The following is a 12,632-nucleotide window of genomic DNA, read 5'->3' on the forward strand; positions in this document are numbered from 1 at the left end:
GTTCTCCATCGCATCCCAGCTGGAAACGTACTCTTCAGGAATAATAAAGCTATTGTCCTCAGCATAAAACTTCCCAGCTAAGTCCTGGGAGTTCGCTGCCGGCTCACTTAATAGAGGTGTCTTGACCGGCATATCAAATTCCATTTCTGTCGGCTCCCAGAAACGTGAATACCATTCTCCATAGTATTTATCTGTCAGTTCGATTTCTCCGTCCGTAACATTGTAGTGCTCCCCTTCAAATCCCAGTCGATCAAGCTTTTGACCTTCAGGGCTTGACAGGTAATCAAGAATGTCAAATACCAGTTCTTTATTTTCAGATTGAGAAGAAATTCCAAGCCCTCGTGATTCTTTGGTGATATCGGTGGCACCAAACCCTTGACTATCTCCTTTAGCTGGTGGAAGAACGACAAGTTCTGACTCTTTGCCATTAACCTGCATCATCTTCCCATTATAAATATCGATGACTTTTCCAGCTGTTCCAGGAACAATGGCAGCCTCTCCGTCATAGAAAGCCTTTTCCTTTGTATCCCACTGTTTTGTAATATACTGAGGGTCAAGCAGTCCTTCTTTATATAATTTATGATAGAACGCCAGTTTCTCTTTTTCTTTCGATGATACCTTCGCATATTCATATGAGCCGTCACTCTTTTTTAACCAGGTTTTGTCTAACCCGAAAGCCATGTCAAAAGTATAATTGATTTCAGCCATATCTCCTGCCACCGTGAGAGCATAGGAGGGTTTATCCCCGCCTGGCTTTGATTCTGCTACCTCTTTGAAAAAGGCATAATAGTTATCTATTGACGGATCCTTCATTAAAGCAGTAGATGTTTCCATTTTATCGAACCAGTCTTTTCTGATGACCGGTACTTTCGGAGCAAGCGGTTTGATCCATAATAGGTATGGATAATTTTCTAACCGTTCCTTGTTATAAGGCGCTAACGCATCTTTTAAATGCTCTGACTTCTTGATATAAGGGCGTAAGTCTTCCAGCAATCCCTGTTGTGAAATTTGCTGATCTCCACCCTGGAAATAAATCAAATCAGGTATTTCCCCACTAAATAAAAGCAAATTAAGCTTTTCAGCGTAATTCCCTTGTGGTAAATCTACTAATTCAAAGTTAACATCAATATCTTTATCTTTCTTCAAGGCTTTTTCTAATTCATCGAAGTATTTAACGGATACCTGGTTTGAATTTGTTTCATCTTTATAAACAACTCGAATGGTATTCCCATCGGATGACCCACTATCCGATTGGTTGCTTGATTCTGAACTGCACGCGATCAATCCAAGCATCAACATCAAACTCACCAGCAGCAATAACCCTTTTTTCATACCATTTCCCCCTAATAAATTAATGTATAAAATAGTTTGCCACTTTCTTTGGAAGTTCTATCAGTCCTTAACCCCTCCTTCTAAAGCTCCTTTCGCATAATACTTGAGAATCAATGGGTATAGAATGAGCAATGGAACCATCGCAATGATGATGGTTCCAGCTTGTAAAGAACCAAAGTCAAGAGCCGCTACTTGATCATAAGAAAGGATATTTTGTGATCCAAGTATCGCTGTATTGTCCCTTTGTACGACAAATTGCCTTAATACAACTTGAAGCGGCCATTTATTAGGATCTGTGAGATAAATGGTAGCCCTGAAATATTCATTCCAATGGTAGACACCATAGAATAACCCCATTGTAGCTAACCCCGGTTTGGATAAGGGGAGCATGATCTTAGTGTAAATCCGAAAATGGCCTGCCCCATCAATCCGTGCTGCCTCTAATATACTGTCAGGCACGTCTTCAAAGAATCTCATCAGAATGAATAAGTAATAAATATTAATCGCCTTATACAAAATAAGTGAAGAATAAGTGTTTAATAGACCTAAGTCTTTCACTAACAGGTACTCAGGTATTAATCCGGGTTCGAACACCATAATCACAATGAGAAACAGCACCACAAGTCTTTTTCCCACAAATTGAGTTTTGGCCAGCACATAGGCAGCCATTGACGTTAGAAACAGATTAAGAAACGTACCTGAAATAGTAATGAAGAAAGTGTTAAAAATACTTTTCATCACTAAAGGATTTGATAATAATACTTTGTAATTAACAAGTGAAAATCCCTCTGGCAAGATCTCCAATCCTCCCAATTTATGTACTTTCAATGGGTCGGAAAGTGACATCGCCAGCAAGTTCAAGATTGGAATCAACACAGTAAGTGTCAGCATAAACAATGTGATCGATATGATGATCTTTGTCAGGTTTTGCTTCTTCATCCAGATAACCTCCTTTACCAAACACCCTTGCCTGAAAACCGCTTCGCTATAAAATGAGTACTCAAGATAAGAATTAATCCAATTACTCCTTTAAATAAGCTGGCTGCAGTAGCATAGGAATATTGACCATTTAATATACCGATTCTATACACGTACGTATCTAAGATATCAACCACACTGATGACGGAGTTGTTCATCATATTGAACACCTGGTCAAACCCGGCGTTCATAAAGAAGCCCAGATTCAGAATAAAAACGGTCACCACCGTACTTAACATTGCAGGAAGCGTAATATATCTCATCTGCTGGAGGTTAGAAGCCCCGTCTATCTTAGCTGCCTCATACAAAGACGGGCTTATTTTCATAATAGCTGCAAGATAGATGATTGAATCCCAGCCTGCACTTCTCCAGATTTCTTGAAACACTAACACCCAGCGGATATGATCTTTACTAGTCATAAAATCAAGAGATGGCATTTGGAAAAAATTCCTGAGGATATTTATCCCCCCATCGGATGGATCAAGCAAGCTGATCCATATACCTGCAATTACCACCCAAGATAAGAAATGAGGTAAATAGACGACTGATTGAATATACTTACGAAATCTTCCATTTCTTAATTCATTGATCATCAATGATAGAATTATAGGTATAGGAAAGAAGAAAACGATTTTCATCGTGCTGAGAATAATGGTATTCCTTAGTACATCCATAAACGCAGGAGAACTGAATAACACTTTAAAGTGCTTCCACCCTACCCACACATTTTCCCCGATAATACGATAATCCTGGAAAGCAAGCTTCATCCCGATCAGGGGAATGACATGGAAGATACTAAAATATAAGATTGCCGGGAAGAGCATGGCATAGATGACCCAGTCTTTCTTAATTCGATTTAAAGAGGTCTTGACTCTCATGGCTACTCACCCCTATATTTATGAACTCATCCATTTCATCCTTTTTCGGCATCCCAGTCTGGGCACCTTTTTTCAGTATGGAAAGACCAGCAGCAATATTGCCAAACCTAATACTTTCAGTCAGACTCTTCCCTTCCCCAATGGCCACAGCAAATGCACCTGAAAACGTGTCTCCCGCTCCAGTCGTATCGACCGGGTTAACTTCCAATGACTGGACATGGACGAGATCCGTTCCATTGAAATAGGTAACGCCAGCCTTTCCTCTTGTTATAATCAGTTTGTTCGGATGGTCCTTAATGATTTCCTGATAAGGGAGCTTCGTTCCGAGAACTGTTTGATATTCATGTTCATTCGGTATTAAATAACTGATCATCTGTACCAATTTCTCGCTGAGTCGATAAGCAGGTGCCGGATTCACGATAATCGTCTTTTCCTGTCGATGAAGGATCGGAACAATAAACTCCAGCATTTCAATCGGAGTTTCCAACTGAAACAAAAACACATCATATTGGAGAAGTTCTGTAAGTGCATTTCTAATATAGTCTGCATTTGTAAACTCATTAGCTCCAGGAACAATCAGGATCCGATTCTCACCATTACATAGTTCTATAAAAGCAGCACCCGTTGCCGCATCTTCAACTCGATTCACATTCCCTAAATCAATATTCTCCTGAGACATTCTCTTAAGAAGAATCGAACCGTTTTCATCTTTCCCTATTGAACAATAGAGAGCTACCTCCGCTCCTAATCTGGAAGCGGCCACAGCCTGGTTGGCACCTTTACCTCCTGGTGAAAGAAAGTAATTCTTCCCTGATACCGTTTCTCCCATCAAAGGAAGGACATCGGTTTCAACAACATAATCAATATTTATACTTCCAATAACCGCAATCCTTGCCACTTCTTTCACCTTCCTATTCAATCATAATCTTCATTAATGGTGCATGCTGCTGGGCTCCGTATACATCCCGATCCCCAACGGTTCCTGACGATATATCCCTCGCAATCGTAATCTTAAACCCTAACGCCTGATCGAAAAATACCAGGTGATGAATCTTATCTTCATCTATTCGATAAAGCTTGCTGATCGTTTCCCGGGTTATGGCTCCTGAATGCTTCACTCTGTTGTAGTGATCTACTGAATCGAAAAGGACATCTAATGTTATCTCGAAAGGACCTGAATTCTTACTTCGTAAAACTTTAGCTAATTCAAATAAAGGTTCCATAATGCCTCCTATACATACTGCACCTGAAAAGGATTTTCTACTATTTCCATCAGATGATAAATGGAAAACTCATATACGGGGCCAAACTCGACATCACTTGGTGCAAACGGAAAGGCCAGGTTTCCGGCTGTAGATTTTCGGCCATCATAGCCGTAATGCAATAATGTCGACCTGACAGTTGAGCAAATACTGCTTGCAATCTCCTGGGTAGTTGCAACAACTTCATAAAGCACCCCTATTTCATGATGATGAAACGGTTCCTCTTCTTTGCTTCCCAATACAGCGTTTTTACCATAGTTGTAGAAGTTAATTTGATAATCCTCGGGAGAAATCTCTTTATAGTATGATTCGGCTTGTTCCTTCACTTTCTCCTGAACCTCTTCTATTTTGTTTAGCAGGAGAGGATCTCGGACGCCTGCTATACCAAACGTTCTGTATGCTACTAATCCAGCACCCTCCAATTTAATGAAGTGAGATTCATCTGAAATATATTTACTGCCGGAAACTCTTACAATGCCACGCTCCTCTTCCTTAAACTCGCATTCACTTAAATCAAGACTGAAGCCTGGACCATGAAGAAGATAAGGATGCTCTTTTTCATAGAAAGTATGGGCAGCCACACTTATGGGGTTACACAGCCTCGCTGGATTTAAAGATTGCACGGAAAAAAATTCATCACTAATCGTACCGAGTATAGAATCCTTAGTGGTTCCTGGTTCTGCACATAGAGCTCCACACTCTAAAATCTTACCAAGGTGATAGGAGAGACCGGGATCCTTCCCATGATAAATACCTATTGCTGCAAAAGGAGAGGGATCATATGCTCTTCCGCAAATGACAATATCCGCATCATTCTTCAATGCTTCCAGGATCGGTTCATGTCCCATCTGAGCTACAATCGACGTGCTCTTTCTTACATTCTCTTCAGTCAAGTCTGGAATGTTCGCTCCCATCGGTTTGATTTTATCTTTGTGTAGTGCCTCAATGACTTCCTCAGAGGTAAAGTCTGCCCAGATAATCGCTTTCTTGGCTTTCAACTGATTTTCTTCCAGAATTTCATTGATAATACTCATTGTCCATTCGATATGTACTCTGGCCCCGGCTCCTCCGGCAGAACCAATGATAATCGGAATCTTGCGCGCAATCCCGTTTCGAACAATAATGTCCAAATCCTTCTTAGCAGCCCTTCTGCTTACAATAGAGACTCCAGCACCGAGTTTATGCGGCCCGGCATCTGTAGAACCGGCATCTACCACAATTCCGTGAACTTCCTCTTTCAATCCATTTAGAAAGGATTCTTCCGGAAAACCATACCCAAGCATTCCACACGGAGACACTATTCGAATATCTTTACTCATCGTAAAACCTCATTTATTTTGAATTTTTCCTTAGCCTCATCCACTTGTGTGTAACCGGTTACACATCGCTATAAAAAAATATGTGTAACCGGTTACATATATTTATGTTTAAAGAATACTTCAATTAAATTCAGAAGTCAACATGATTTTCTATTATTGTGAATTTTAAGATTCATCTGTAAGCCATGGAAGATTGGGACAGGGGGACAGGTACACTGTCCCCACTTACCAACATCATAGCCTTTATGAATCATACAATACTGGAACATCCTGATTTTCATGGGTAATTTTACATATATAGAGTATAATAATCTCATGTATTGGTAATCTACTTGAAATTTGCTCAAAATATTCCAAAGGAGATTTTGGGATGTCGTTTTCATTAAAAATATAACAGCAGCCATTTCTTTACCATCGCCTTTCTATTTTATTTATAAAAGGGGTTTTGAGGGGTTTTACTTCCCTATAATATAAGATTAATGTTCTCGTAAAATGCAAGGAACGAGACTCTCTATAACTAAATTCGAAAGATTCATGATTCTAATGAAAGGAGGCATCAAGCCTTATGAAAAACAAGACAAATGAAAAGGCAATCATATCTTTCATTTTAGGAATTGTTTCATTATTCCTTATCCAATTTGGACTCATTGTCGGCATTATAGGAGTGGTGATAGCAAAACGGAGTTTAAACGAAATCAAATCACGCCATGAAGGTGGCAGAAGTTTCGCCGTGGCCGGATTGATCATCAATATTCTCGGGATTGTGATTCAGTCCTCTTTAACAATTGCTGGTTTAATTGGATATATGGCAGTTTTCTACTAGGGGATACCGAATGTATTCCTTTAAAATGCATGAAGGTGCATTTCAGGTGAGAAACAGCCCCTAGAACCTCCTGCATAAACAAATCCCTACTATCAAACCAGTATTTATCATAAAATAGAACCAATACGCATTTGACCAGGGACAATGTACCTGTCCCCCTGTCCCGCAATGTGAGGTGAAATGATGAAAAGAAAGATTAGTTTGTCCATATTTTACTTGATTCATATTATTTTCCCGCTGTTGATTGCAGCGTCTATTGTGCTGGGATTTTTCAGCCATTTGTTCTACTTTTTTGCTGTGGCCGCGTTGCCTATTGTTTTGCTTGTTATGGATATCATTCTATTGAACTCTATCCGCAGACTTTGGGGTCTGCATCTGGTAATTGGACTGACGCTTGCTTATGTGGTTTTCAGGTATTCCGTCAGTATATTCTTTATGATGGGCGCCAAGACAATTCCTTTTTAGACTTAAACTCAATCCGGATTGGAGGTAAACCATGATTAAATCACCGTTATTAGCGGTAATATCATTCTTTCTGTTTCTCTTCTCTTTCCTCTTGAGGTTCCCCTTCACCACTTTGGAATCCCCTGAAATGGAAATCATTCTGACCAGACATTTCAATCTCGCCTTTCATCTTTCCATCCTTTCTCATGTATTGATGATCGCAAGCGTGACCGTGCTTTGGTTTGCACTGAAAAAATTCCAATTGCTCACCGTGACGATCGCTTTTGTCTTTGTATTGTCCTCCCCCGCACTGGCAGTGGACTTCTATCAACATTACATGGCTAAAGGGGTTGAAAAAATAAATTACTTCGCAGATGAAAGCGTATGTATGTTTGACGTCCCCGATTGGGATAACCCAAGGACTATGACTGCCGACTGTAAACTGATTCTCGAGAACACCGGCAATGAGGATCTGGCATTTACATTCAGCTTCGGCGAGAATAACTACAAACCTATTTCCCTCTTGAATCAGGAAGCACCGTTCCATGCTGAACTAAAAGCAAAAGAAAAGAAAACCATTCATATCGACACAATGATTGAGGCTCCCGAAGGAGGGGACGGCCATATAGGAGGCATCGAGGGGCCGAAAATAATCCTGTATTCGGGGGATGAGTCGAGGGACTAGGGGGACAAGGGGACAGGTTTACTGTCCCACCAAAATAATCATTAATCATCCAATCTTAATATATGGGACGAGGGACCTGTCCCCCCGTCCCTTTTCAAAAAAATGCCAAAATATGAAACAAATATGAACCAGGGAACGTATAGTCAACTAATAAGAAAGTTAAAAAGATTAAGGGGTTGGAGCCATGAAGAAATGGCGGAAGAGAATGAAGGAAAAGAGGCAGAGAAAACGCGAACGCGGAGAACATTATTCTGCGGTGGATGTTTTTCTGGAGCTTCTATTCTGGATACCGGAAGTGCTATTCTTCCCTTTCAGGGTGGTGTTTTGGCTGTTTAGGGGGCTGGGTAAAATGATCGGAGATGTTTGGGATTTCATTAATTGAATCCGTTTCTACTTATAATTTCAGAAATGAACTAACGTTATAGGGAATATAATATAGAAATTTACAGTCCAAGGAGGAGCGCCATGAAGACGTATATCGAAGTGGAACCAGGAATCGAATTATTTGTGGAGGATACCGGCAGCGGGGAGCCTATTGTATTTATTCCGGGCTTCACATTTACCACGGAAGTTTTTTCCGAGCAGGTCAAGCATTTTTCGAAAACTCACCGTACGATTGTGATCGATCCCAGGAGCCACGGACGGTCGACCATGACGGTCCATGGAAATGACTATGTTACGCATGGAACGGATCTTCAGAAGGTATTGAAGCAATTAAAGGTCGAGAACGCAACACTTGCAGGCTGGTCATTCGGGTGCTTAACGGTCTGGGAGTATATCCGGCAGTTCGGTACAGGAGGGATCAAGTCCCTTATTTTCATTGATATGCCCCCAAAATCTTTATCCGTAGAACAAGACCGGGATTGGGTGGAGGGTCCGCTGGATGACATGGCGGCGGCCTACACGAACTACCTCCGAAATCCAAAAGGACAACGGGATTTCATCTCAGCTTATGCCACCGGAGTCATGGTCCAGCGGGATCTTAAGGAAGCAGAATTAGACTGGATCGTAGAGCAATCACTACAGACACCTTACTATATTGCCGCTAATCTTTTTTCTTCCGGACTTTTCTCCGATTATCGTGATGAGGCGGGAAAGAGCAGTGAATCCTTACCGACTCTCTATATTGTTGCAGAGCACTGGGCTGAAGCGGCGACATCCTACTTAAGCAAGCTGACTCCTAAAGCGTCTGTGGAAGTTTTGGGAGGACATCTTATGTTTTGGGAGCATAGTGAAAAGTTTAATCGGATTGTTGAGGATTTTTTGGAGGGGAAGGGATAACGCCAGTATTTTCCTTATCCTTAATTTGATCTGCTGTACACAAAAGACTGCCTCATTCACTACGAAGGCAGTCTTTTCAAGGATGACGCATTAATTTTCAGTACCGGTTTTTTAGAAACGTACGTTGTGCCTAAAGTTCCTCTCCATTCGATTCAATTACCTTTTTAAACCAATAAAAGCTGCTTTTTCTGTATCTCTTTAAATCTTTCAAATCTTTTTCTCCCCGGTTCACATAGATAAGTCCATAACGTTTGGACATTTCACCTTTAGAACTAAGTATATCTGTAGATCCCCAAGTGAGGTATCCAATCACATCTACACCTTCTTGGATGGCGATCTTCATTTGTTCAATATGCTGCTTCAGATAATCAATTCGATAGTGATCTTGTATCACCTGATTTTCATTCAATTCTTCTTTCACACCGATCCCGTTCTCGGTAATAAAGATTGGGAATTTATATCGTGCATATAGATCTTTCAGGGCAATTCTTAAACCGATCGGATCAATGGCCGCTCCCCACTCGCTTAGTTTTAAATTCGGATTTATTGACATACCAGCCGTTATCCCTTGTTCATCGGTATGCTGGACAATTCTACTTTGATAATAACTAATCGATAAGTAGTCCACTGTATGTTCCTTTAACAGTACGTGATCGTCATTTTCGAAGGCTGGAAGAATATTTTTTGATTCTAAGACAGCGGTCACATAGGAAGGGTATTCTCCGCCTGTAAGAACATCAAGATAGAAATCGTTTAATAATTCCTTCGCTTTATAATTCGCAAGAATATCTTCCGGCTTTGAAGTGGCAGGATATGTCAGAAGGTAGGAAATCATTCCTCCCATTTTACCCTCCGGAATAATCTCGCGCATGGCTTTTGTTGCCTTTGCATGCGCGACTAGAACATTGTGGCATACTTGATATTTTGATGCCTCGGAAAGGTCTGGTTCCGTTACACCCCAATATTCAGGATTTAGCAAAACTAAATTCATCTCATTGAATGTCAACCAATATTTTACTTTATCCTTATAACGTGTAAAGATCGTTTTGGCATATGTTTCGAATAAATCGACAACTTTTCTGGAAGAAAAGCCATTATATTTTTTTGCTAAGGCTAATGGCAGATCAAAGTGATACAGTGTAATAACAGGTTCAATTCCATTTTCAATCAATTCATCCAGGAGGTCGTCATAAAATTGTAAACCTTCTTCATTTGCTTCCCCTTCACCATCCGGAAAAATCCGTGCCCAGGAGATACTTGTACGATAGGCATTGTAGCCCATCTCCTTAAATAATGAGATATCTTCCTTATACCGCTGGTAGAAATCAATGGCCGTTTTCCAGTCTGAATGATTTTCAGGGACCGGTCTGGCATCTACAATGGACAATCCTTTCCCATATTGCTCTGAAGCACCTTCTGTTTGGAAGGAAGTGACTGCTCCTCCCCACATAAAGTTTTTCGGTATAACGGGCAACTTCTCCATGTATCATACAACTCCTTCTCCTCTTACCAATCCGCAAATAGTCTTCTGTGCTTTACTTCAAGGCAGATACATTCAAACGCATCTCATTTATTAATCCATATACTGCGCCCAAAAGATTGGCATTCTGTCGAAATTTACAAACCGCAATCGAGGGTCTTATCATCGCTTTTGGAATCGACTCCAAAATCTTGTCAAGTTTCTGATAGATGCGATCAATTAAATCTTCCCTCACACTGATACCGCCACTTATTAAAGTAATCTCCGGATCATAGATATACTGTATATTATATATTCCAAGGGCTAAGAGGTGGAAAAATTGATCAATCCCCTCTATACAATCCCGGTCTCCCAATTCTGCTAAGCGAAAGATTTCTTCACCCGATAGCGAATCTGCATCAACCCGCTTACGTCTTGCTATTTTTTTCACCATAGATACGGTTGATTCCATTCTTACCCACCCATCTGGGTCCATTTCATTGTTTGGATTAAGCAACATCAAGCCAAATTCACCACCATGTAAATTGGCTCCTTTATGTAATTCTCCTTTTTTTATGATGGCACCGCCAATCCCTGTTCCAATTGCAATAATGACAACATCCTCCTTACCCTTTGCTGCACCTGCCCAGACTTCCGCTAACCCTGAGCAATTGGCATCATTTTCAAGATATACAGGCAGATGAGTTCTACTTGCAATTAATTGCTTGATATTCGGTCCATGAATATAAGGAACGGCACTCGCCCCATATATAATGCCGTCATTTGAGACTGCACCAGGCGCACTTACTGCAATTCCTTTTGCCTCCTTATGAAGGTCAGCAAATTCCTGGATGAACTGTAATAATTCATCCAAGGTCTTCGGAGTTTTTACTTTGTTTTGTTCTAAAATGCTACTGTCAGATCCAAATATTCCATACTTTACGAAAGTACCACCAATATCAAAAGAAATGTATGTATCCATTTCATCGCCTCATTCTTTGAAGACTTATACTTATTGATCAAATACGTCCATGCGTATTTACACCCTATATTCACGAGATTCCCCGATAAAGTAAAATTCCGTAGGTGCATGCCACTGTGTGTTTGTTGACCAGCCGGGCCTTTATCTGGCACTCTCCCCGCGGGGCTTAGTGCCAGATAAAAGTTGACCTGTTCCCTTGCCTTTGCAGCCGCCTTATTGAAACTGAGGAAGATTTTCCTTGTGTGCCTCAAGCATTTCATCCAGGATTTGCTTGGCTAATGTGTCCGACGGAACAAGCGGGTTGATCGTCATGGCCAGGAGGGCTGTGTGATAATCACCCGTTACGGCTGCATCGATTGTGGTTCTTTCAAATGATTTGATTTGCTGAACAAGCCCCCGTACAGGCACCGGTAAATCCCCAATGGCAAGAGGCTTGGGTCCATTTTTTGTGATGACACAACTGACCTCTATGACTGAATCGTCGGGGATACTGGCAATGGATCCCTTGTTAAGTGTATTCACGGTCTGAATATCACCTTTGTCATTATAAATTGAATCAATTAAGTTACACGCCACATCACTATAGTACGCGCCGCCGCGTTCTTCTAATTGTTTTGGTTTTTCGTGCAAATTTTCATCCTGATAGAGTTCAAAAAGCTCCTTTTCCAACCTTTGAACCACCATGGCACGGACCCCTTTTTCTTCATAGTCATGCAGTTCCGACTCTACCATTTCCTTTTGTTTATAATAGTACCGATGATATGGACATGGAAGAATCTTCAGCGCCTTCAAAAAATCCGGCTCAAAGCTTAGATTCTTAATATTTTTCATGTTGATTTCTTTTTCATTTAAAGCCAATGTATTGATTGCGTTTTCGGTGATGTCCTCACCATCAAGGTAAATCGTTAAGCCAAAAACCATATGATTTAATCCGGCGAAATCAACGCGGATCCGTTCAGGCTCTAACTTTAGTGCCTCTGCAACTCCTCTTTCCATCCCGATCGGAACATTGCAGACCCCGATAACTTTTTTCCAATTGGAATATCTGCAAATGGCTTCCACAATCATTCCGGCAGGGTTGGTAAAGTTGATGAGCCACGCATTTGGACATAATTCTTTCATCTCGTTCACAATTTCTACTATGACAGGGATGGTACGGAGGGCTTTAAACAATCCTCCCGGTCCATTT

The 12,632-nt window shown here is 40.9% G+C and carries 14 protein-coding genes; 5 read left to right on the plus strand and 9 right to left on the minus strand.

All coding sequences use genetic code 11. The annotated features are described in order from the left end of the window. From HP456_RS12760 to HP456_RS12785, 6 genes are all read right to left on the minus strand, one after another. The coding region (locus HP456_RS12760; protein ID WP_172251657.1) for an extracellular solute-binding protein at nt 1-1,332 on the minus strand (1,332 nt) is incomplete at its 3' end. A 60-nt stretch (nt 1,333-1,392) separates the two neighbouring features. Then, a complete protein-coding gene (locus tag HP456_RS12765) occupies nt 1,393-2,271 on the minus strand; it encodes a carbohydrate ABC transporter permease (RefSeq protein ID WP_172251659.1) in 879 nt (292 codons plus the stop codon). Between the two features lie 14 nt (nt 2,272-2,285). Further along, nucleotides 2,286-3,188: an ABC transporter permease gene (locus HP456_RS12770; RefSeq protein WP_172251661.1), complete on the minus strand. Its 903-nt coding sequence runs from the start codon at nt 3,186-3,188 to the stop codon at nt 2,286-2,288. Beyond that, complete coding sequence (locus HP456_RS12775) at nt 3,157-4,107, minus strand: ribokinase (protein ID WP_216663271.1); 951 nt, start codon at nt 4,105-4,107, stop codon at nt 3,157-3,159. The genes HP456_RS12770 and HP456_RS12775 overlap by 32 nt, the downstream gene beginning before the upstream one ends. Continuing rightward, a complete protein-coding gene (locus tag HP456_RS12780; protein WP_172251663.1) occupies nt 4,100-4,411 on the minus strand; it encodes a DUF4387 domain-containing protein in 312 nt (103 codons plus the stop codon). Before HP456_RS12780 ends, HP456_RS12775 begins: the two co-directional genes overlap by 8 nt. An 8-nt stretch (nt 4,412-4,419) precedes the next feature. Further along, the gene (locus HP456_RS12785; RefSeq protein WP_172251665.1) at nt 4,420-5,769 is read right to left on the minus strand and encodes an acyclic terpene utilization AtuA family protein; all 1,350 of its coding nucleotides are present in this window, start codon (nt 5,767-5,769) and stop codon (nt 4,420-4,422) included. Nucleotides 5,770-6,334: 565 nt separating this feature from the next. Between HP456_RS12785 and HP456_RS12790 the strand changes: the two genes are divergently transcribed. The 5 genes from HP456_RS12790 (at nt 6,335) to HP456_RS12810 (ending at nt 9,002) form a co-directional block, all read left to right on the plus strand. After that, the gene (locus HP456_RS12790; protein ID WP_172251667.1) at nt 6,335-6,592 is read left to right on the plus strand and encodes a DUF4190 domain-containing protein; all 258 of its coding nucleotides are present in this window, start codon (nt 6,335-6,337) and stop codon (nt 6,590-6,592) included. 180 nt (nt 6,593-6,772) lie between these two features. Continuing rightward, nucleotides 6,773-7,057 (plus strand): hypothetical protein, encoded by a 285-nt coding sequence (locus HP456_RS12795; protein ID WP_172251669.1) that lies wholly within the window; start codon nt 6,773-6,775, stop codon nt 7,055-7,057. A gap of 31 nt (nt 7,058-7,088) precedes the next feature. Beyond that, nucleotides 7,089-7,721, plus strand: a complete 633-nt coding sequence (locus HP456_RS12800; RefSeq protein ID WP_172251671.1) for a hypothetical protein — start codon at nt 7,089-7,091, stop codon at nt 7,719-7,721. 184 nt (nt 7,722-7,905) lie between these two features. Continuing rightward, complete coding sequence (locus HP456_RS12805) at nt 7,906-8,103, plus strand: hypothetical protein (protein ID WP_172251673.1); 198 nt, start codon at nt 7,906-7,908, stop codon at nt 8,101-8,103. An 83-nt stretch (nt 8,104-8,186) separates the two neighbouring features. Continuing rightward, a complete protein-coding gene (locus tag HP456_RS12810) occupies nt 8,187-9,002 on the plus strand; it encodes an alpha/beta fold hydrolase (protein ID WP_172251675.1) in 816 nt (271 codons plus the stop codon). Nucleotides 9,003-9,132: 130 nt separating this feature from the next. Here HP456_RS12810 and HP456_RS12815 read toward each other — a convergent pair whose 3' ends face one another. The 3 genes from HP456_RS12815 to HP456_RS12825 form a co-directional block, all read right to left on the minus strand. Beyond that, nucleotides 9,133-10,485, minus strand: coding sequence for a glycoside hydrolase family 1 protein (locus HP456_RS12815; RefSeq protein ID WP_172251677.1), 1,353 nt, complete (start codon nt 10,483-10,485; stop codon nt 9,133-9,135). A 52-nt stretch (nt 10,486-10,537) separates the two neighbouring features. Continuing rightward, the gene (locus tag HP456_RS12820; RefSeq protein WP_172251679.1) at nt 10,538-11,443 is read right to left on the minus strand and encodes an ROK family protein; all 906 of its coding nucleotides are present in this window, start codon (nt 11,441-11,443) and stop codon (nt 10,538-10,540) included. 213 nt (nt 11,444-11,656) lie between these two features. Then, nucleotides 11,657-12,632 (minus strand): family 4 glycosyl hydrolase (locus tag HP456_RS12825; protein WP_172251681.1); only part of this gene is annotated, 976 nt, incomplete at its 5' end.

The sequence above is a fragment of the Bacillus haikouensis genome (genome assembly GCF_013179555.1).
Classification (GTDB): domain Bacteria; phylum Bacillota; class Bacilli; order Bacillales; family Bacillaceae_B; genus Rossellomorea; species Rossellomorea haikouensis_A.